General features: G+C 62.9%; 18 protein-coding genes. 5 read left to right on the top strand and 13 right to left on the bottom strand.

Annotated features, from left to right (window positions below; translation table 11 throughout):
- Positions 1-216: 216 nt before the first annotated feature.
- The 6 genes from IGS68_RS34075 to IGS68_RS34050 form a co-directional block, all read right to left on the bottom strand.
- Positions 217-1080 (bottom strand): exonuclease domain-containing protein, encoded by an 864-nt coding sequence (locus tag IGS68_RS34075; protein ID WP_154386587.1) that lies wholly within the window; start codon positions 1078-1080, stop codon positions 217-219.
- Between the two features lie 277 nt (positions 1081-1357).
- A complete protein-coding gene (locus IGS68_RS34070) occupies positions 1358-2743 on the bottom strand; it encodes a Fic family protein (protein WP_154386588.1) in 1386 nt (461 codons plus the stop codon).
- Positions 2743-3033: a hypothetical protein gene (locus IGS68_RS34065; RefSeq protein WP_154386589.1), complete on the bottom strand. Its 291-nt coding sequence runs from the start codon at positions 3031-3033 to the stop codon at positions 2743-2745. Before IGS68_RS34065 ends, IGS68_RS34070 begins: the two co-directional genes overlap by 1 nt.
- Before the next feature lie 158 nt (positions 3034-3191).
- On the bottom strand, positions 3192-3386 hold the full coding sequence (locus IGS68_RS34060; protein WP_185910478.1) for a hypothetical protein: 195 nt from the start codon (positions 3384-3386) through the stop codon (positions 3192-3194).
- Between the two features lie 81 nt (positions 3387-3467).
- Positions 3468-3779, bottom strand: a complete 312-nt coding sequence (locus tag IGS68_RS34055; RefSeq protein WP_154386590.1) for a DUF736 domain-containing protein — start codon at positions 3777-3779, stop codon at positions 3468-3470.
- Positions 3780-4198: 419 nt separating this feature from the next.
- On the bottom strand, positions 4199-5122 hold the full coding sequence (locus IGS68_RS34050) for an ArdC family protein (RefSeq protein WP_154386610.1): 924 nt from the start codon (positions 5120-5122) through the stop codon (positions 4199-4201).
- Between the two features lie 387 nt (positions 5123-5509).
- On the opposite strand from IGS68_RS34050, the gene IGS68_RS34045 reads away from it, so the two are divergent.
- Complete coding sequence (locus IGS68_RS34045; protein WP_154386591.1) at positions 5510-5833, top strand: WGR domain-containing protein; 324 nt, start codon at positions 5510-5512, stop codon at positions 5831-5833.
- A gap of 77 nt (positions 5834-5910) precedes the next feature.
- On the opposite strand, the gene IGS68_RS34040 is transcribed toward IGS68_RS34045, so the two are convergent.
- From IGS68_RS34040 to IGS68_RS34020, 5 genes are all read right to left on the bottom strand, one after another.
- Positions 5911-6498: a hypothetical protein gene (locus IGS68_RS34040; protein WP_154386592.1), complete on the bottom strand. Its 588-nt coding sequence runs from the start codon at positions 6496-6498 to the stop codon at positions 5911-5913.
- Positions 6499-6950: 452 nt separating this feature from the next.
- Entirely contained in the window at positions 6951-7337 is a 387-nt protein-coding gene (locus IGS68_RS34035; protein WP_185910477.1) for a hypothetical protein, read from the bottom strand.
- Positions 7334-7966, bottom strand: a complete 633-nt coding sequence (locus IGS68_RS34030) for a DUF7007 domain-containing protein (protein ID WP_154386593.1) — start codon at positions 7964-7966, stop codon at positions 7334-7336. Before IGS68_RS34030 ends, IGS68_RS34035 begins: the two co-directional genes overlap by 4 nt.
- Positions 7963-8436 carry a hypothetical protein gene (locus IGS68_RS34025; RefSeq protein ID WP_154386594.1) on the bottom strand — a complete coding sequence of 158 codons (474 nt, stop codon included), beginning with the start codon at positions 8434-8436 and terminating at the stop codon, positions 7963-7965. The genes IGS68_RS34030 and IGS68_RS34025 overlap by 4 nt, the downstream gene beginning before the upstream one ends.
- A 93-nt stretch (positions 8437-8529) precedes the next feature.
- Positions 8530-10251: a ParB N-terminal domain-containing protein gene (locus IGS68_RS34020; RefSeq protein ID WP_154386595.1), complete on the bottom strand. Its 1722-nt coding sequence runs from the start codon at positions 10249-10251 to the stop codon at positions 8530-8532.
- Positions 10252-10680: 429 nt separating this feature from the next.
- Here IGS68_RS34020 and IGS68_RS34015 point away from each other — a divergent pair, with 429 nt between their 5' ends.
- Positions 10681-11331, top strand: coding sequence for a hypothetical protein (locus IGS68_RS34015; protein WP_154386596.1), 651 nt, complete (start codon positions 10681-10683; stop codon positions 11329-11331).
- A 34-nt stretch (positions 11332-11365) separates the two neighbouring features.
- On the opposite strand, the gene IGS68_RS34010 is transcribed toward IGS68_RS34015, so the two are convergent.
- Positions 11366-11554 (bottom strand): hypothetical protein, encoded by a 189-nt coding sequence (locus IGS68_RS34010; RefSeq protein WP_154386597.1) that lies wholly within the window; start codon positions 11552-11554, stop codon positions 11366-11368.
- A 117-nt stretch (positions 11555-11671) separates the two neighbouring features.
- On the opposite strand from IGS68_RS34010, the gene IGS68_RS34005 reads away from it, so the two are divergent.
- From IGS68_RS34005 to IGS68_RS33995, 3 genes are read left to right on the top strand one after another with little or no spacing between them, the layout of a single operon-like run.
- Positions 11672-13279: a DUF2130 domain-containing protein gene (locus IGS68_RS34005; protein WP_154386598.1), complete on the top strand. Its 1608-nt coding sequence runs from the start codon at positions 11672-11674 to the stop codon at positions 13277-13279.
- On the top strand, positions 13272-14225 hold the full coding sequence (locus IGS68_RS34000) for a ParB/RepB/Spo0J family partition protein (RefSeq protein WP_185910476.1): 954 nt from the start codon (positions 13272-13274) through the stop codon (positions 14223-14225). The genes IGS68_RS34005 and IGS68_RS34000 overlap by 8 nt, the downstream gene beginning before the upstream one ends.
- A 49-nt stretch (positions 14226-14274) precedes the next feature.
- Positions 14275-14850 carry a hypothetical protein gene (locus IGS68_RS33995; RefSeq protein WP_154386600.1) on the top strand — a complete coding sequence of 192 codons (576 nt, stop codon included), beginning with the start codon at positions 14275-14277 and terminating at the stop codon, positions 14848-14850.
- 27 nt (positions 14851-14877) lie between these two features.
- Here IGS68_RS33995 and IGS68_RS33990 read toward each other — a convergent pair whose 3' ends face one another.
- Positions 14878-20010 carry a helicase-related protein gene (locus IGS68_RS33990; protein ID WP_185910475.1) on the bottom strand — a complete coding sequence of 1711 codons (5133 nt, stop codon included), beginning with the start codon at positions 20008-20010 and terminating at the stop codon, positions 14878-14880.
- Between the last annotated feature and the right edge of the window lie 19 nt (positions 20011-20029).

The following is a 20029-nucleotide window of genomic DNA, read 5'->3' as shown; positions in this document are numbered from 1 at the left end:
CGCCGACCAAAGGGGGCGGATATCAGTCGGAACCTGAAGGTCAACACCGAACCGGTCAAAGGTCAGCTTCTGGGCCATTAAACCGCCGAGCTCGTACGCTAAATTTTAGCACCAGCGTGACGCTGCACGGCCGCTCGGGGTGGCGTGCGGTCATTGAACCCCGTCGTCCTCTTCCTCGCCCACGCCGATTCAAGACTTGCGGAAGGCGTGTGCCGTTCAATCTGCAATGAGCGCGCGGAAATCGGATTCAGACATGGCCCGAATAGGAATGCCTTGGCCCGCCAATTCCTCGGCCCTTCTCCACTTGCCGGAACGTTCCCCACGCGCGAAACGATCATCACCCACGACGACCAACGTCGTTTTCTTGGTAACGCTATTTTCCACCTCGCAGCCTGCATAGGCGGCCAAATTGGCCTGTTCTTCCTGCCGCAAATCGAAGCCCCCTGTGAGGACGACAACCTCGCCATACAGCGGTCCATCAATGTTGCCGTCCCGACGTAGGTCGGTTTTTGCGCTTGAATTGCCTAAGATTGGTCTTCGGACCCGTTCTGCCCATCCGGCTACATCTAGTGAGCACTCTAGGCTCGCTCGAATGACAATTTCCGCCACAGCCCGCGCATCTTCGCCAGCGTCATGGTGCAGAAATTCAATGCCTAGATCGGCCGCGACATTCTTCAATCCGTACCCCGTCTTCCCGTACTTTTCCGGCCATGCTCGTCGCACGACTTGCGCACTATCAAGCCAAGTAGTCTCTGCGAAGCTGTGCCCGCACGCGTCGCAAGCGCGACCGACCGCGAAACGGTCATAGGGTGTATGACTAAAGACCGCCCCACACATCAGATGCGCAATCGATCGAGCGATCTCAGAAAACGGCGGAGCTCGATCAATGTCCTCTTCGGTGATCGACAAATTGGCTTGTTGCCACCACCCGAACCGATGATGTGTATTTACGGTCTGCGTAAAAGTCTCGACGATGCGCCCTTCGCGAACAATCACGAAGCCCATTTGGCAGATACTTTCTGGAAAGCTGCTATCCGCTGTTTCTACGTCTAGTGCGACAAAATCTAACCCCACCATCATCTTCGTCCTCCCGCCCTCTGGTGAGGTTTAGCTTAGAGTCCGGCGTCATGGAACGGAATTCCGGTAATCCTCCGCTGTCTTGGTCCGCAAACGGTCGACTTCAGCTGCAGCGCAAAGGTTGGGTTGTGGAGAAACGGCGCATGGCGCTGCCTGCTCGTTCAGATCGAGAAAACGTACGACAGATGTCCCCCACAAGGGGAGGTCCAAAGAGGGCTGAACGACCGCGCTCGGCGGGCCGGCCGGCACAGCTGAATGCCACGTTCCAGACGGCATGGGATTATCGGGTGGGGCCGTGCCTATCGAGAGACCGTAATTGTGCCCTGGTGCACTCCTGAGCCTGGGCTCGGTCGAGCGCCTTCAGTACGCCTGTCGCTTCCTCGAGCCGTTTCTCGTCGACGCCGTGCCTGGTGGCAAGTGGACCGAGATTCTTGCCCGAGCGCAATGCGGCCAGATCATCGCCGAAACGGCGCTCGAATGCGCTCGTGGTCTGCCGCAGCTCGACCTTGAGCTCGGGCGACAGCGCATCACCCCTATCAATCGCGCTCAGGAGCTCGCCGCTTGGCCGCCGGACCTCCACGCTGGCCCGCCGCACCTCATCATGACGCTGCTGCTGCATCGTCTGCCGGATTCCGTACACGATCTTGAGGTAACTCTCGGCGATCCCGCGAAGCGTGCGCTTTGCAGCGATCGCTTGCCGGTGTGCCTCCCGCTCCTGCCGGCTCGCAAGAATAGCGTCCCTTCCGGCAAGCGGCCCGAAACGCTCCGGAGCATCCCGCAACTCCGAAATCACCTGCCGATTGCCGATCTCGCCCTCAAGAGCGGCATTCCGGATAATTTCCACCACCGGCCCGTGGTCGGCAAATACCGCCTTTGCCGTGGTGATAAGGCGTTTCATAGCCTCGGTGGCGCTTTCGGAAGCGGCAATCCGTTCTTGCAGCTCGGCCTTGAGAACTTCCGGGGCAAGGGTACGGCCGGGAAGCAGTACAGCCCGCTCCGACTGTCCAATGTCAGTGCGGCTTTGGTTCCCCATGCGCGCCTGGCTCTGCTCGCGCGCATGTTCGCGTTGGCGCGCGTCGGTCAGGATGCGTGTCAGATAATGAGTTTCGCCATGGGTGCCGACCACCAGCGCATGGCGGACATATTCAGCATTGGTACGGATCAACTCACGGTCGAGCGCGAACCCCTTGGCCGCCGCAAACTGGTGCATGAAGGTCATGGTCGTGCGCGTATTGCCTTCCCGGAACGGATGGACCTTCCAGAGGTCGACAACCATGCCTGCAAATGAGGCCATGTCCTCCGGCCGCGACAGGTCCATGAGACCCGACCAGTCGCGGGCATTGAGTTGCTTCAGGCAGTGTTCGGCCTGGAGACGCGCCAGATGGAACGGCGCGTACTCGACACTGCCGCCGCCCAGTTTCTCCTCGGCCTTGACCATATCGATGCGGCGGATTTCGCCGGCGAACGGATACACCGGCGCGAAGACGCGCCGGTGTATTTCCAGCAGGTGCGCGAGGTCGAATTCGCCCTTGACCGGATTGTCGTAGAGACCCTTCAACGTCTTCAGGGTCTCCCGACGCTCCTTGCTGTCGAGTTTGGCCTGATCCCTGATGTTGAAATGATTGATGAGGACTGTTGTGCCCGGGTAAAGATAGGGGTCACTCATCAAGCGGCACGGGCACGCCTCGCTTCGACATAGGCTTCGCCCAGCTGATCGCAATCCGCTTCGCTCAACCGCCCGGCCTCTTCACACAGGACGAGGAACTGTTCGAACAGGTTCGGCTCATCTCGCGACACGGCCATTGCCGAAAGCGCGGCCTTGTGGCCGTCGGTCAGCATCGCTGCGACGATGGGCTCAAGCGGCTTCGGGTCGAGGGTCTTGATGACCTGTTTGGCAAGCCGCAACGCGTGTGCTCGATCCGCGACAACGGGGCTTTCCATTAGCGTTGCGGTCATGTTTCAGGCTCCTGTAACTTGCTCTTTTGTATAGCCGAAATTCGGCTCGAAAGCCAGTCTCGGCAGTCCTTTCGCCGCTAAGGCTGGCCATTCCATTTGACCGTGGCGTCAAGCAGAAGGCCCCGCTCCGGGGCGGCGAGGGCGTGCAGTGGCGCCGGTCACAGCACCTCTCCGTCGATGCCGAGGGCCTTCAGACGGGCATGGTCCTCGAGCGGCACGACCTCGTAGTCGTCGGACATGAAGCCGTATTCGCCGTTCCAGACGTCGCCGAGTTCGGCCCATGTTCCGTCCGGCCAGACGGCGATGTCCTGAGGATGAAGGGCCTTCGCTTCGGCGCGGTTGGTAGTCGTCATGTATGGTTCCTTTCGGTTGTGGCTGCTCGTCGGTGGAAGGCTGAAGGCCCCGCCTTGCGGCGGAGCCCTCTGGCGGGAGCCTCAGTCCCGGTTCGGTCGGGACCAGATCAGCTGAAGGCCTTCCTCGCTTTCCACCTCAACCAGGGTGGCATAGATCGGAGCGGGGAAGCTCGGATCGTCCAGCTTGACCGAAAGGTAGTCGCGGCCCTCGTTGGAGGTCTTCTGCCAGGCGGCGCCCAGTTCGACGTTGGCTGCCGCGAAGATGCGAAAGTGCGGACCTTTGTCGGAAGGGTTCTCGACGCGGACCAGCTTGGCCTTGACGTTGAGGTTGAGGGTCTTGATGACGCCGTTGAAGCCGGTGCCGGTGGAGGTGAAGGTGCCGATGGTAGCCATTTGTCTCATTCCTTTGATTTCTCGGGCCGCGACCGCCGCGACCTCGATGGCGGTCGACAGACCGGAGGCGATCGACCGGCACCCAACGGGCCGGAACGTCAGTGGAGGGCGGCAGGATGAGACTTTCTTGATCCGCGCGGAATGGCGGCGAAGCCGTCAGGGGAAGAAAGTCGAGACCAGCCGTTGCGGGGATGAGAGCGAGACCGAGCGCAGCGAGATCGGCCTTCGGTCAGACCAGCCACATCGAGGACGCAGTTGGGCGTGCCCGTAGCAGAAACAACCGGAATGAAGACGGACGTCCCTACATCGGCATCACCTTGCGGATCCCCGCGCGGCGAGAGGTGCCATCCCCATCCCGACCTCCCGTCATTGACCGGCCAGCGGCAGAGTTCCCGCACGGCAACGGTCGGGCCCTGGCATCAGGCCGCCTCCGCAATCCTGGCCGCCGGCTGAAGATCGTGCAGGTAGGTCGCTGCGCGTTGAGCGTGCGCGGCGGCCGAGAAAATGAAGCGCTTCTCGTTGGAGAGCACCTCGAGCCAGGACGCGAGGTAACTGGCGTGGTCAGGCCGCGGCTCGAGCTCCGGTACGATGCCGAGATCGGCGCAGAGGAAAACCGCCCCCAGTTCGGCGATCAGCTCCTCGCGACTGCGTTCGCTACGATCCTTGTGGTAGCGGCTGAGATCGCGGTTGACCCGGTGGGCCGGAGCTGTCCAGTGGATGGTCTCGTGCGCCCTGACGGCAACGAAGGATTCCGCGTCGCGGAAGCTCTCGAAGACTGGGAGCTGGATGTGGTCGGACGAGGGCGCGTAGAATGCCTTGGCGCCGCCATAGACGACCCTGGCGCCGGTCGCGTCAAAAAACGCATCAGCGTGGGCGATGCGCGTGACGGGATCGGTCACCGGCGGCGGCGCACCGTAATAGTGGTCCGGCAATCCCTCGATCTGGTCGACGTTGAAGACCGAATAGGCCTTAAGGAACGGGATACCGCGCTCGACCTCATCGCCGCGCTCGTCGGTTTCGGTCTTGGTGAATTGGCTGGCATAGACGACGGTCGAGCCGCTCTCGCCCTTGCGGACATGCCCGCCAAGCTCGATCGCTTGCTTGAACGTCATCCAGATGGGCGAAGCGAAGCCGCGTGCGACCGCCTCCGACCAGAGCAGGATGATGTTGATGCCCTGGTAGGGCGTTCCATTATGCCGCAGCGGTCGCGTGATGCGGCCGGCGGTGTTGGCTTCGCTCCAGGGTCTTACCCATGGGCGGACGCCTTTCTCGAGATCCGCGACGATGCGGTCGGTGATCTTCGCGTAGATGTCGACGCGGGGTTTGCTGTCTTTCCTGTTCATCATTCGAACCTCCATTCGAGGCCGCGCCGATCGCGGCCGTCACGAGGTCCGCCCGCGAGAGGACCGCAGGTCCGCGAACCCGGAGGATGAATCGGAAGAATGAGAGAGGTCGCAGCCGGGCCGGAACGGCAGTGGAGGACGGCTTCGCCGTTTCGCGGAACGAGGACCGGAGCAGGACCACCAATCGTGACGGCCGCGATTGCGCCGGCCGCGCCATGCGTCTTCCTGCTTCCCTCCGTCTCCCGGTCCCGCGCAAGCCGGACGCGGGTAAGGCCGCCCTATACCTGCTGAAGTTCCCGCCACCTATCACGGGAATAAATCGATCCCTTCCCAGTGATTCAAACCTGTCATTGGACGACGGATTCCGGCTGCGCGATTCTGCTCAGCATGATCGCGCAGCCATACCATCTCTATGTCGAACGCACAGACCCGGACCGGAGGATGGCGCGGTTCTACGCGCTGTCGATCGAGGAGACCCTGTTCGGCCAGACCCGCCTCGTTCGCCGGTGGGGCCGGATCGGAACACGAGGCCGAACGGTCCAGCATTCGTTCGACAACGAGCTAGATGCGGTCAGCCTATTCCTCGACCTGTTGCGAGCTAAGAGGATGCGAGGCTATCAGCCGAGGCGGGATTCTGTCGAACGGGCCCACACTTCCGGCCGCCATGCCTCGATAAGTCCCTCAACCTCGAGACGATACTCCTCGGGATAGATGGCGTTCGAACGGCGGGCGATCCCAAGGGTGGGAGCCCCCGAGGATGGGCGGAGCCGAAGCTCCGCCCGCGGCCCCTATCCGAGAGCGGCCATCTGCAGGTCGGCGGCCTGCCGGCTGACGGCCTGGCCGGGATTTTCGGCCTGACGCTCGTAGGGCTTCCAGCTCTCGCCGACGATGTGCTCGTAGGCTGCGACCACGCCCTCGGCGGCCATGCGCAGAGCGTGGGCCTGGATACCCATGTCGGCGGCGAACTCACGCTTGCGCTGGGCGGCGCTGTCGAACCCGACCGGGCCGTCGCGATCCTCATCGCGCATGTCGTTGGCGAGCCGGGCGGTCGCGTCCTTGGCCTCGGTGACAGCCTTGGAATAGAACTGCCCCGCCCCGTAGGCAGACCCGACATGGGAACCGACGATCCGCTGGAGATGGATCTGCATGGCCTTCTCGGAAAGGCCGTCGGAGAGGGTGTCGGCGCTTTCGATCAGGGTGCGCTCGTGGAAGTCCCGGATACCGTCGCTGTCGAGGACAGCGAGCCCGAAGCTCTCGGAGATGAGTGCGGCCTGGTTGGCATCCGGGCAGCACAGGCGCACCATTTCGAGGGTGGTGCCCTTGCGGAGTTGGACGACGCGAGCCTTGGTCTTGGTGGAGCGGGTTGAACTGGACATGAAGCAATCCTTTCTAGCGATGCCCTTCGGGCGATCCGGCCCCGTGCCGGTCTTCCCTGCGGGTGCGGTCAAAGAGAACCGGCGGAAACTGGACGCTTCAGGGTCCGGGGCCTGCCAGGCGAGCAAGGTTGGCTTGCGGACAAGCGGGGCTAACAGCCCTGCGCGGAACGCGGGCCAGCCTTGTCGAGACCGGCGGGCTCCGGCCGCATCGCGGCGCAAAGCGGCCTTGAAGGGGTCAGCCGCCGGTTCAGACCGCAGCAAACCCGCCGGGAAGACCGGCACGGGGTCGTTTCCATGAATTGGCTCGCGCGAGGAAGTGCGACAGATCAATCCGCTTCGCCGGCATCACGGCCGGACAGTCGCCGCAGGCCCTACCCGGATATTGCCCCGTTACCCGCACAGCCCGCCACACGGTTTCGGACAGGGCTGCCCTCCTGATCGCAGGTCGGGGCTCACGAAACCGCGCATGGAGACGCGCTGCGAAGGATCAGGCCGCGGAGGACCGCCATATCCAGCTCCGGATCGACCTCCGAGAACCCGTGCCGGCGACGGAAGGCGGCGATCGCCGCATCCTGGCGGGCGAGCTTGCGCGACAGACCATCGACCTCGCGGTGACGGGAAAAGTTCAGCTCCGATAGCGTGGCCCGGTAGAGCTGCTCGTCGGCATGGCTCCATGTCGACCTGGACTTCCGGTAATCGCGTGATCTGGCGCGGAAGGTGGTCATCAGGCGCTCCGCGCGCGCCGCAATCTGCCGCTCGATCAGCCCGAGATGGGCATGCGTCTCCCGGCGGGCAGCTTCCATGCGCGCCATTATGGCGATGTGCTCTGCAATCGTCATGAGGCGGCCTCCCGCAATCGTTTAGGTGTGGACGTGAGGGATCGCGGCCAGGCCTCGGGATACCAGTGCCGGATGGTCTCTTCGGCGCAACGTTTCTCGAAATCGGTGAAAAGATCGGGAAAGGCCTGCGCAACGGCCGCCCAGCAGCAATCCTCCTCGTAGAAGCCGTCGGCGCTTCTCAGAAGGGGATGGATGTGGGCATTGCGGTCGGGGTCGAGATGGAACCCGCCATGGCTCGGGGTCGAATGGCAGACGACGCCTTCGGCATAGTGCGTGGCATGATCCGAGAGCCCCCATGGGGTTGCTTGCCGAGCCGGGATGCTGCGGCGGGCCAGTCTACGCAATTGTGCCTGATGTCGGGCGTTCTCCTCGACACGGGCGCGGAACGCCGCTTTGCCGTCGAGCTGCCCGCCGTGACCATAGAAGCTGGACTGTTTCCATTCGGAGATGGGCAGAGGCAGCTTCCATGCATGGCCGAGATAGCGTCCGCCATTGTAGGCAGGGATCATCGCAAAAGCGTTCTCCCCAACCAGTGCCGCGAAGAGGCCATCGCTCGTTCGCCCGTAATACACCTCCGGGAATCCGGAGGTGTTGTCGATCGTTGCCTCGGTTTGAGCAGTCGCGTTCATGCCGCCCTCCCCTCGACGGCGTCGGCCGCCGCGGTATCGGCCGATACGTCCTCGAGCACCGCGTTAGGATACCGATGAGATTGCAGCCAGGTCTCCGCGTCCTGCCGGTTGGCGGCGAGATAGACGAGTTCGGCACCCTCGCCGGCGCGATCGAAGACCTGGACCGAGCCCGGTGCGGGTCGGGAGATCACCACGAACTTCGAGCCGCAATCGACCGAAAAGCTCTTGTGGACGCGCAGGACGATGACACCGCCGCTGCCATAATCGCCTTCATGCAGCGTGAAATGCGCGGGCGACGAATACTGCCCGGTCTGCCGGGCTGGCGTCTTGCGGATCAGGCGGCCGCCGCTATTGGCGCTCTCCCATGCCGAGAGTTTCTTGCGATGACGCTCGGGCGGGCGCGGTGTGCCGTCGGAGTAGCGGATGATGGAACCGAGCGGCACGAGATCGTAGATCAATTGAGCGGACATATTGTTTCTCCAGTGGTGCTGTTGATGAAAACAGAACCGCCGCCGGCGCGATTGCCGGCGGCGGGGTGGGTTGGGAGGAAGTGGATTGGCGGCCTATTCGGCGGCGACGCGCCAGGCTTCAGTTTCTTCGACGGTGTGGCCGTCATCGACCGGATGCTCGTTTGCCGTCGCCCCGGTCTGATCACCGTCGAGCTCATCGACTTCCCGCGCGGTGTCGTCGTCAGCCTCGTCCGGCGCGGCGTACCGGGCCGTCCAGCTCGTCAGCTCGGCGACGTCGGGCGCGAACAGGGCCGAGGGATGGACGAAGTGGCCTTCCTTGAAGTGCTCGACGAGGGCTGCGCGCGTGTCCTTGACGCGGGCACGCGGCAGGACTGGCGTGTCCTTGCAGGACGCCTCCAGCGCCGGCCGCGACAGGCACGACATGAACTCGTCCGTGCCCATGTTCGGCAGGAAGCCGTCGGCGCCGACGGTATCGCCGGCGACCCGAGCGACGATGCCGCTGTTGGTCCTGTTCTCCCGGCATGAGAGGACGTCGATCAGGACCTTACGCGCGACCTGGTTGAGCGTCTCACGATCGTATACGGGCCTGCCGTCTTCCCCGAAAAGAAGGGCTGCATGACGCTCCAGCCGCGCGTGGCCGTAGACCGTGCCCGAGGAACCGGAATCGACGGAGACGTTCCTGCCCGCGAAGGCGAGAACGAGCAGCGCCATCAGCATGTCCTCCTCGATTGGCGCGCGGGCGAGCGCCTCGTGCAGCGCATCGGTGCGGAAGTCCCCGATCATCTCGATCCCCTTGCGCGTCACGTCCGGACGGGCCTTGGGAGCGACCAGCCCCGTGTCTGTACCTGCGGCGTCGGTTGCATCACCCTTGCCCTTCGGCTTCTTTGCCTCGGGCATGCGATAGGCGACCGTCTGCACCTTGCCCTCGCGGTCGAGATACATCGCGGTATGATCGGACTTGCCGGCCTTGCCATAAACTCGCTCGGCCTTCGGTGGCAGCTTGGCGTCGCCCCATTGGCCCGCGTCGACGATGACGCCGCGCTTGGGAAGGTTGTTGGCCATCCATTCCTGCTGGGCGCCAAGATAGGCGTCGACGTCGGTCGTATAACGGCTGTCCTCGTCTGCCGGGGCGAACAGATCCTCGACCCAGGCGATTCCGTAGGCATGTGCCAGATCATCCCCGAAACTGGCATGTTTTGCGAACATGCGGGTCTTGGTCAGACCCTGCGCGACAGCCCACCATGAGACCTGCGGGTCGGCCTTGGATGGCTTGTGCTTCTTCCAGATCTCTTTCTGATCCTCGAGTGCGGCGGAAGCGATGGTGCGAAGCTGGCGCTCATCGGGCATGTCGCCCTTGGCCATCTGATCGAGCATTGATGGCAGGACGTTCGCCAGAAGCCGCAGCTTCTTGATCTGGCGAACCGGCAATGCCAGCGCGATGGCGATCGCCTCCTCGGTCCAGTTGAGCGCAACCAGGCGCTCGATCGCCCGCCACTGGTCGACGGGATTGAGCTGCTCATGGGCGAGCGTCTCGGCCAGCGATCGCATGGCGCCACCGTCCTCCGCGCGCTCGATCACCAGCACGGCGATTTCCTCGAGGCCCGCCGCGATTGCCTGCTTCACGCGACGATGCCCGGCATCGATGACAAAGCCGTTGCCGCCTTCGGTCTCGGGGGCGACGACAGGCGGCTGCACGATGCCGACAACCTTGATCGTGGCCAGCAACAGGGCGTCCGCCTGCGGGCTCGATTTGGAGCGCCGCGCCTTGTCGGGATTCTCCTTGAGCGCGCGCGGATCGACAAACTTCAGTTCCATTGGGATGCTCCGTTTCGGGTTGCGGACACCGCCGATCGCGGGTCCTTCTCCGTCTTCTTTTCTGAAGACATCCCCCGGCCCGCGGAGCGGACGGGCCGGTGCAACTGCCTGTCGAGCATCCCTGCCCGGCAAGCCAAGCGGGGCTAATCAGCCCTGCGAAGGACGACGCGGCCGGGATCGCGAGCCAGGCGGTTGAGCGCAGGCGTCAGCGGTGCGGCCGATCCGCGAGGAGGGTTTCTTTCCCTCCCTATTTTGCCAATTGGTTGCGGCTGCTTGCTGATCGTCTCGCAAGAACCGAGAATGTCGCCGTTCCTGTCGCTTTCTGGAATGAGCAGGACGCTAGAAGCGATCATCAGATCCCTGGAACGGAACGGCTGCTTTAGCGAATTTCCGCGGCTACGATCGCAAGCCATTTGGCTAGGAGGACACATGGGCGTACCGGACAGATTTGCCATCGAATATCCGCAACGCGCATTACAATTGATCGAATTGCTGGAAGAACCTGCGCGCAAGCACGATTTGCTCGGCTCGTTCGGTCTGCTGGCGGCAGCGGCGATCCTTACAATTCCCTACGAACGTATGCGGGCATCGCATGTCCTGGTTGATGGAGAGCGCGACGTCGATCTGGTGAAAAGCCTCAAGACGCTCGAAAAAACCAAATTCTTTGAGGCGCCGTTCTGGCAGTCTGCGCCGGACGTAGGAGCATGGCGGCAATCGCGCATCGTCAATTCCGTTGATGAAGTGCATGGCTGGCACGATCAGGAAGGAAGGCATCCACTTTCCGATGATGCGAACACCATCGAGAATCGCAAGGCCGGCGAGGTTCTTCGCGTGCTTCGCAACGCCTTGGCGCACGGCAATATCATCTATCTCGACAAGAACGGTCAGGAGATTGCTGGAAACCGGATGGTCTATATGGCCTTCCTGTCCCGTTACGAGGAAACACCTGAACAACGCGAGCAGGCTGAAACCTATCGCGTTCTGGTGACGACTGAGGAAGCCTTCCTCCATTTCGCAAAATCATGGGCGAACTGGGTTTGCGGTCTCGACCTCGACCCGCGCGTGGCGAAGGCAGCATGAACGGCGACCAAAGAAGGTCGCCGTTCTTTTCGGATCACGGGCGACCGCTCTTGTTCCGGGTCGCATCGACCAACTTGTAGGTCTGGCCGGACTTCGGCGTCGGCGGCATCGGCTCGCCGCGCGTAACGGTGCGCTCTTTGCCGGTGTCTCCACCACGGGGCCCGAGAATCCCGTATTGTCCAGAACGCGGGGCAGCATGCCCCGGCTTGAAAGTCTTTGTCATGATTGCCTTTCCGGAGCGCGCCTGATGCGAGCCCACATCCAACAAAATATCAGTACTTGACTTCAGGATCAAGTAGGAGAAAATAGGTCCCAGTTTCTAGCAACCCCGGAGGTCAATGTGGCCGCGTCAGCATCACCCCTTCTAAAGGCGACTCCTGTTCCCTCGTCGTCGTTCCTGCACGATCACGACGAGGTTTGCCCGCTGTGTGAACAGCAGATCCCGCACGACCAGATGGATGAGATTAAAGCGCGGATCGAGACGCGGCAGAAGAAAACTGCGGAGGAACTCTCGGCTCGCCTTCAGGAGCAGTTTTCCCGCGAGAAGGCCGATGCCGTTGACAAGGCCAACAAGGACGGCGCCGCCAAAGCCGTCCTCGCCCGCGAAGAGGGCCGCAAGGCCGCCGAGGCCGCAGCCCAGGAGGCGATCGCGGCGACGGTACTCGCAAGCAAAGAGGCTCAGGATCTCCTGTTGAGCCGCGTGACGCAAGCGGAGGCCGAAAAGCAGAATGCCGAACAGATGCGGGTCGCTCTCGAGGAGCGGCTTGCCCAGCAACAGCAGGAGCGCGGCGCCGCTATCGAGGCGGTCCGGCAGGAGGCCCTTGCGAAGCAGGACAGTATTCGGGCAGAGGCCAAGGTCGCCGCTGAAGCGGCGGCCAACGAGCGGGTCGCGTCTGCGGAGGCCGCCAGGCTGAAGGCTGAAGAGGCCGGGACGAGCCTCAAGGCACAGCTCGACACCATTACAGCTGAAACGGAAGCGAAGATCACGGCGCTGACAGAGTCCGCAGCGGCGCGCGAGATCGAAATCCGTTCGGAAGCTTCTGAGGCTGCCGCTGTGGCCGCCCAAAGCAGGCTCACTGAGCTTGAAGAGGCGAGGAAGAACGCGGAAGCCAAAGCGGCTACGGTCGAGAAGCAGCTCGCCGATCATCAAGCCCTGCTGGATCAGCGCCTCCAAGAACAGCGCGAGGCGCTCGAGCTCGCTCAGACTGCGGCCGTCAATGCCGAGAAGGCTCTCGCGTTTGAGGAAAAGCTCAAGCTGTCCGCGAAGGTGGCGGAGCTGACTCGGGCTCTCGACAAGAAGACCAACGAGGAGCTTGGCGAGGGCGCCGAGGTCGATCTGTTCGAAGCTCTGAAGGCTGAGTTCGAGGGCGACAGGATCGACCGCGTCAACAAAGGGCAGCCCGGTGCCGACATTATCCATGTCGTCATTCACAACGGCAAGGAGTGCGGCACCATCATCTACGACTCGAAGAACCATGGCGCATGGCGCAACGACTTCGTCAGCAAGCTTGCAACCGACCAAATGGCAGCCAAGGCGGAACATGCCATTCTTTCGACGAGCAAGTTTCCCGCCGGCGCGCGGCAGCTGCACCATCAGGATGGCGTTCTGCTAGCCAATCCTGCCCGCGTTGTCGCTCTGGTTCAGCTGATCCGCCACCACATCGTGCAGACCCATATTCTGCGCATGAGCGGTGAGGAGAAGACCCAGAAGACGGCTGCGCTCTATGACTTCATTACCTCGGAGCGCTGTACCGATCTGATTGCCCGGATCGACACTCACACGGACGACCTGCTCGACATCCAGGTAAAGGAAAAGAAGGCGCACGAATCTGTCTGGAAGCGTCAGGGCGAGCTCATTCGGTCGGTGCAGAAAGTGCGCGCTGAGCTGAGTAATGAGATCGATACGATCATCGGCACGGCGGGGGTGTGGGAGCAGGATAATGAATAACCCCGTCCCGATGGCGGGTCGCGAACGCGACAACGTCGTTAACCTCCAGGAGCGCCGGCTCGATCGTACCGTTCTTCGGACGTACCGCACGAAGGCTGACATCGACTCCATCCTTCCCAATGACAAGCAGCCGAGGCTCGGGCCTAAGGTTGACGAAGAACTGCAACGGCAGATCGAAGCCAATGGCGGTTTGTTCGAGCCACTACTCGTCGAACCCCATCCCGATTTCCCCGGAAAGTTTCGCATCATCGATGGCGATCGCCGGTGGACGAATTCGCGGGCCTTGGTAGAACAGGGGAAAGAAGAATTCCGCCAGCTTCCCATCGAGGTTACCGACCGCACACTGAGTGACGAGGATCGGCTTCGCGCGTGGATCTATATCCATCGGCAGCGCAAGGAATGGGACGCCAAAGAGAAGGAAATGGTGGCCTACCGCCTTGTCGACCTGATGGGACGCGCCAGCGCCGCGAACATACTCGGAATCACCGTTCGGGAACTGGACAAACTGGTCGATATTTTCGAGCTGTCGGAGAAGTTCACCAGCCTTCGCGACCCAAGCGCCGCCATCACCTGGGCGCGTGAGATGATGGGCGTCAGCAAGAAGCTGTTCACTCCCAGCATCGTCGACGCCGTCGTCAAGAAGGTGAACGACAAGCGCATAACCAACTCCAAGGACCTGCGCAAACTACGATCGATCCTCCCCGATCCGGTGGCACGCGCGCATTTCCTCAGCGACGCGGGGGATCTCGATTCTGCAATGTTGCGTCTGGGACCCACCGAGAAGAAGCCAAAGGGCGGATTGTCCGGGGATCTGGAGGCCGCGGTTGAAGCGATGAAGGGGGTACCCTGGACCACGTTGCAGGATCTCAAGGGCGACCCCGACATCCTGAAAAAGATCGATGACGCCGAGGCGCTCCTTCGATCATTGCGCAAGGCGCTTTCGTGAGTCCCGATCAATCTGCAACACGCGTTACGCGGCGCCTATAGGAGGTCCGATGATCATCGGCAACGTACTGTTTCTCGAAGAGTCGCTCGACCGGTACCTGCGCGCACAGGAGGGCGCAGTCGGCAACCACGTCCGCCAGAAAGTCAGCAGGGTGGACTTGATCAAGTCTGACGCGGAGATCGTGCACGCCCTTTTGCCCGAGGCTCGTGTCGCCCCGCTAAAGGTGGACTTCGACAATCCACAAAAGGACGCGCAGGAGGCACGCGTGCGGGTCCACGACATGTTTGACGGGATGGTGGAGATCGACGGAGTTCGTGCAACTCGTAGCTTCGCGTTCTCCGGCGACCCTGGCCTGTTTAGGTTGCGGACCAATCCATACTCAACCACCCTGCCTCATGGCGAAATCAGCAACCGGCGGGTCATTATCGGCATGTCAGGTCGGAACGACGCCGAGACGTTGAAGCGGGAGATCGATCGCCAGGAGCAGCTCTTGCGCGAATATGTGGAAACCTCGACAAAGCAGATCGAGGCGTACAACGACAAGCTTGGGGCGCTGCTTGGCGAAGCCGTCGCCAGCAGGCGCCAGCAGCTTGCCAGCCTCGAAGATCTCAAGAACCGCATTTAGGTTTAGGGCGGGAAAGCGGGTTTCCATTCATGCCGCCTGGCGGGTCGCATGATCAGCCGCCCCTACCACAACGCCGGGACCGTCATCCGTGCTGGCGGCGAGATCGGCTTCGAGATCGGCCAACTGCTCCCGCTTCAGTTCAAGCTCGGCCTCGAAGGCGAAAGTTTCGCCAATACGTGGCTGATAGGAGGCTACACGCCGGCGGGCATCCTCCAGCCGACAGCGATAATTATCCTGCTCGCCCTCGAAGTTCGACAGAGCATGCTCGAGGCGAGCAATCGCGCCGAGCGGCGTGACCGTGACGGCAAGGTCGATCTCGTAGTCGGCGCCGGAGCGCATCAGCACCGTGGTGTAGCGATACCCGTCCCGGCCGAAGCGCTCGCCTGAGAACTCCAGGTCGAAGCCGCCAATCGCGGCTATGACGACCTCGCCCTCTTGGCTGAGCTGAACAAGGGTGAGGATCTCCTTCATCAAGGCGCGGCCGGCGAGCTTGCGTTCGGTGAAGGAGGTTCCGGTGACGGTCATTGTGAAGGCATCGCCAGCGGTCGACACCAGACGCGCGATGTCCGTTCCGATTTCGGCGATGCGCCGGCTCGAAAGCTCGATCTCGCGCTCCGCGTCGCGGACCTGGCGGCGGATGGCGTGCTGGTCGTCGATATGGGCGGCATGGAGCCGGTCGAGACGGGCGATCTCGGCCTCAAGCCCTGCCTTTTGCATCAGGCGCTGATCGCCCGATGCGATGGCCTTGGCCATGGCGAACTGGTTGGCCTGCCCCTCGCCCATATCCTCGAGGCGGCGAATGGACGTGTCGCCCGATAGAGCCGCCGCGATGAACCGGGCCTTGCGCTCATTGTTCTGCCACATGGTGGCGTCGAGTGAACCGAGCGTCGCATAGGCATAGAGTCCGATTTCGTCGTGCTGATTGCCCTGGCGGATGATGCGGCCTTCGCGCTGCTCGATCTGGGAGGGGAGCCAGGGAACGTCGAGATGGTGCAGCGCCTTCAGCCGCGCCTGCACATTGACGCCGGTGCCCATGGTTTCGGACGACCCGATCAGGATGCGGACCTTGCCGGCATTGAACTCGTTGAACAGCCGCTGCTTGGCCTCCGACTTCTTGAAGTCCTGCATGAAGGCGATTTCCGACGGCGGCACACCGAGGCGGACGAGCTCGTCGCGGATCCAGCGATAGGCCGAGAAGCCGCGGGAGGCTTCGACATTGATGGTGCCGAGATCGGAGAAGATGAGCTGGCCGGCGCCGGACTTGTCGAAGGGCTTGCCGTCCTTGCGGACATATTCGTTCTCGGCCGTCTCCTGCCAGATGCGGAAGGTGTTTCGGACAAGCGCGTTGAGCTTGTTGTCATCCTCATTGTCCATGGCCGGCATGACCAGGCGCAGGTCGATCGCGGCATGGCGGCCATCGGTGATGACCGAGAGCAGGATATCGTCGCCGGGCTGCGCCGGACCCTCGCGCTCTTCGATGGCCTTGATACGATCATCGAGGTGACGCTGATAGGCCTTGAAGGCAGTGGTCGGCTCCGCCGTGATGATCTGCCGCTTGCCGCCGGCGATCTCCGGAACTTTCACATATTTCCGCAGGTCGGCGGGCTGCACCACGTCCGCGAAGGACCGGAACATGGCGATCAGCTCGGGGACGTTGACGAACTGGGCAAAGCGCGTGACCGGCTTGTATTTGCCGGACGGCTGCAGCTCGAGTTCCGTCGAGGTGTCGCCGAAGGTGGACGCCCAGGCGTCGAACTCGTGCAGTCCGCGCGCTGCGAGAGCAGCATTGTCCATCAGCCGCTGCACGGTGAACATTTCGCCGAGCGTGTTGGTAATCGGCGTGCCGGAAGCGAGCACGAGCGTCCTGCCCGGATTTCTCGTCTCGACGAATCGGGATTTCACGTAGAGGTCCCAGGCCCGCTGCGAGCCGCTGGGATCGACGCCCTTCAGCGTCGACATGTTGGTGGCGAAGCTGAGCTTCCTGAACTCCTGCGCCTCATCGACGATGATCTGGTCGATGCCGATCTCGGAGATGGTGAGCAGATCGTCCTTGCGGCTCGACAGCGCCTCCAGCCGCTCCTTGTGCCCCTCCTTCATGCGCTCGATGCGCTTTCGGGAAAGCCGGTCCTCGCGGTCGACCTTGGTCAGCAACTCCTCGTAAGCCTCGAGCTCGTCCTGAATCATTTGCTGCTCGAAAGCCGAGGGAATCGAAATGAAGCGGAACGCCGAATGGGTGATGATGATCGCGTCCCAATTTGCGGTTGCCGCCCGCGACAGAAAGCGATGGCGCTTCTCCTTGACGAAATTGGTCTCGTCGGCGACCAGAATCCGGGCATTTGGATAGAGCGCCAGAAACTCGCGGGCCGCCTGCGCCAGGCAGTGGCCGGGAACGACCAGCATGGCTTTGTTGATCAGCCCGAGGCGGCGTTGCTCCATGATCGCCGCCGCGATCGAGAGCGTTTTGCCGGCGCCAACGGCGTGGGCGACATAGGTCGAGCCAGCCGAGATGATGCGCCAGATCGCCCGTTTCTGGTGCCCATAAAGAGAAAAGGCGCCGGAGGCGCCTGGAAGCAGGAGATGGTCGCCGTTGAATTTTCGCGGCGCGATGTTGTTGAAGGTGTCGTTGTAGAGCCGCGCCAATCGGTCAGTGCGATCCGGATCGCTCCAGATCCATTTCTGGAACGCCGTCTTGATCTTCTGCAGCTTTTCCTTGGCCGCTTCGGTCTCGACGGTATTGAGGACGCGCCGTTCGGTGTCGCCGTCCTTCACCGTGTCGAAGATCTGCGGGATGGAGGAATTGAGCGCGTCGGACAGCAGCTGCCCGGCATCGCGACGATGCGTGCCCCATTCGGTCGTGCCGGCGGCGCTCCAGCCGAGTTGGCGCGCACTGACCGTCCAGCATGCAAGTTCGGGCGTGTGATGGATGCTGATGTCGGCATCCATCGTCTGTTTGACAAATGTGACAATGTCGGTCGCCGGAATCCAGGGTGCGCCGAGGCGGGCGGTGATGTCGGAGGGCCTGAGATCGGCGGGCTGGACGCCCTTGAGCGCTTCGACATTGCGGGCAAAGGCTGGATCGAGCGCAGCGGCGGCCTCGGCGGCAGCGAGCTTGGAGCGAACGGCGCCGGAGAGATACGCATCGGCGGTTTGCCAGGAACCGGACGTCGGATCCCGGAAGATCGCCTGCCCCAACTCGTCAACGACATCGGCGACATCGCGATGCAGCAATTCCGCGATGTGATCGGCGTCGACATGGCCACGTTCGTTGAGCACGACGGCGAGGGCATCGGCGGCCGACGTGATGATCGGCGGCGGCGGCGGCGCGATGACGCGCTCGGTGAAGATCGGGCCGGACCGGGCGGTATTGGTCTCGAGGTCGTAGTCCTCGATGGATGCTACCAGCCAGCAGTCGGGGTCGTCGAGGAAGGGCTGGAGATTGGGACGGCGATGCGTCTCCCGCACTTCGCCGGTTTCTGAGTCTTCGGTGGTCGAGACGGTGGTGAAGTTGATCGGCCCGAATTCACGCACGAAGTTCGACCAGGCAATGCGCAGCTTGACCTGCGCCGGCTTCCACTGCCGGTCGAATTCCTGGAGTTTCAGCACCTCGCGCACGGCGTCGCGGATCGGGATCAGCTTGCGAATGATGCGGGCCTGCTTGTCGGAGACGCCGTCCCCTCCCCGTCCCTTCCTGACGGTGATGGTCACGGCCTCGCCGTCGACCATTTGCATCAGGGCGGCGTTCTTGCCTATGAAATAGCTGCCTTCACGAGCGGTCGCGCCGTTCGGCATAGTCGCAGTTGATGCCGGGTCGTCGCCACTGTCGTCTACGTCGGGACCGCAGTCTTCCGGCTTGCCGTCATAGATGGCTTCTGGAAGCGCCTGGATCGCGGTCGCGAGCGCGGCGTCGAGATCGACGTCCGGGCGCGGTAGGCAGGTATAGGTCTCGTCGGTACCGTAGATGCCGCGCCGCAGCGCATGTTCGCCAAGAACCATATCGGGGTGCTCGGCGAACCAGCGATTGACCCGGATACCCCCGTCGTCCTCGCTCAGTGGTCGCACCTCCGCCAGATCGAGCCAGCCTTGATCGCCCGCCACCTCTCCGTCCTTGCGCTTGCGGAAGAAGAGGACGTCGACGATGACATCGGTTCCGGCATCGGCACGGAAGCTGCCCCCTGGCAAACGTATGGCGCCGACAAGATCGGCCGCAGCCGCGATCGTCCCGCGTGCACGGCCATCGGCCTTGTCCATGGTGCCGCTCGAGGTCACGAAGGCGGCCAGCCCGCCGGGCTTCAACGCCCGAACCGCCTTCACGATGAAATAGTCATGCAGGCGCAGGCCGAGCGCGCGCAACGCGCGGTCGCTGCGCACGGTGCGGTCGGAGAAGGGAGGATTGCCGATCGCCAGGTCGAAATGCGCCGGCAGATCGACCCGCGCGAAATCCTGATTGAGTATTTTGGCGCGCGGCTGCAGCAGACGGGCGATCCGGGAGGTAACCGGATCGATCTCGACGCCCGTGAGATGGGTGACGGGATGTAGCGCCGCCGGCATCAGCGCCGGAAACAGTCCGGTGCCGACACCGGGCTCGAGCACACGGCCGCCGCGAAAGCCGAGCCGCTGCAGGCCCGACCAGATGGCCCGGACGATATATTCGGGGGTGAAGTGCGCATACTGGGTGCAGCGGGCGAGCGACGCGTAGTCGCCGCCGTCGATCGCGTCCTCGAGGTCGGCGCCGATGTCCGCCCAGCCCTCGCGAAACTCAAGCTCGCCTGGGAGACGAAACACGCCGTTGGCGAGCTCGGAAGCGCCGAAGCCGGTGAACCGGATCAGCGCGGCCTGCTCGTCGACCGAGGCCGGACGCTGCTCATCGACGATCGAGGCGGCGAGCCGGATCGCCGCGATGTTGTCGCGGGCGCGCTCCCGCCAGGATTTGGCGAGACCGCGCGTGCCGGCGAGATGGAAGTTCTCGCCATTGGGCGCCCGGCGCAAGAGTTGAGCATCCGCCGTGGCGGGCACGGCAGGCGTGGGAGAATGCGGGGCCGGGTCGTCATCGTCCGGATCGTTGGCCGCACTGTCGGAAAAGGCGGTCACGCCAAGGCCGAGACCTGAGGAAAGTGCGGTATTGCCGAACAGGTCGAGCGTGAAGGGGTCGTCGTGGGACACGGGATATCTCCTGGGATTA

Source organism: Skermanella sp. TT6 (assembly GCF_016653635.2).
Taxonomy (GTDB): Bacteria; Pseudomonadota; Alphaproteobacteria; order Azospirillales; family Azospirillaceae; genus Skermanella; species Skermanella cutis.
Note: the sequence above shows the minus strand (reverse complement) of the source record. Positions and strands in the feature narration are given on the sequence as shown.

Bases quoted from the DNA above. Each gene is read 5' to 3' on its own strand.
- IGS68_RS34050 (WP_154386610.1), bottom strand. From the start codon at position 5,122: ATGAACAGGAAAGACAGCAAACCCCGCGTCGACATCTACGCGAAGATC.
- IGS68_RS34030 (WP_154386593.1), bottom strand. From the start codon at position 7,966: ATGAACGCGACTGCTCAAACCGAGGCAACGATCGACAACACCTCCGGA.
- IGS68_RS34075 (WP_154386587.1), bottom strand. From the start codon at position 1,080: ATGATGGTGGGGTTAGATTTTGTCGCACTAGACGTAGAAACAGCGGAT.
- IGS68_RS34000 (WP_185910476.1), top strand. From the start codon at position 13,272: ATGAATAACCCCGTCCCGATGGCGGGTCGCGAACGCGACAACGTCGTT.
- IGS68_RS34040 (WP_154386592.1), bottom strand. From the start codon at position 6,498: ATGTCCAGTTCAACCCGCTCCACCAAGACCAAGGCTCGCGTCGTCCAA.
- IGS68_RS34045 (WP_154386591.1), top strand. From the start codon at position 5,510: ATGATCGCGCAGCCATACCATCTCTATGTCGAACGCACAGACCCGGAC.
- IGS68_RS34035 (WP_185910477.1), bottom strand. From the start codon at position 7,337: ATGACGATTGCAGAGCACATCGCCATAATGGCGCGCATGGAAGCTGCC.
- IGS68_RS34055 (WP_154386590.1), bottom strand. From the start codon at position 3,779: ATGGCTACCATCGGCACCTTCACCTCCACCGGCACCGGCTTCAACGGC.
- IGS68_RS34065 (WP_154386589.1), bottom strand. From the start codon at position 3,033: ATGACCGCAACGCTAATGGAAAGCCCCGTTGTCGCGGATCGAGCACAC.
- IGS68_RS34010 (WP_154386597.1), bottom strand. From the start codon at position 11,554: ATGACAAAGACTTTCAAGCCGGGGCATGCTGCCCCGCGTTCTGGACAA.
- IGS68_RS34060 (WP_185910478.1), bottom strand. From the start codon at position 3,386: ATGACGACTACCAACCGCGCCGAAGCGAAGGCCCTTCATCCTCAGGAC.
- IGS68_RS34025 (WP_154386594.1), bottom strand. From the start codon at position 8,436: ATGTCCGCTCAATTGATCTACGATCTCGTGCCGCTCGGTTCCATCATC.
- IGS68_RS34020 (WP_154386595.1), bottom strand. From the start codon at position 10,251: ATGGAACTGAAGTTTGTCGATCCGCGCGCGCTCAAGGAGAATCCCGAC.
- IGS68_RS33995 (WP_154386600.1), top strand. From the start codon at position 14,275: ATGATCATCGGCAACGTACTGTTTCTCGAAGAGTCGCTCGACCGGTAC.
- IGS68_RS34015 (WP_154386596.1), top strand. From the start codon at position 10,681: ATGGGCGTACCGGACAGATTTGCCATCGAATATCCGCAACGCGCATTA.
- IGS68_RS34070 (WP_154386588.1), bottom strand. From the start codon at position 2,743: ATGAGTGACCCCTATCTTTACCCGGGCACAACAGTCCTCATCAATCAT.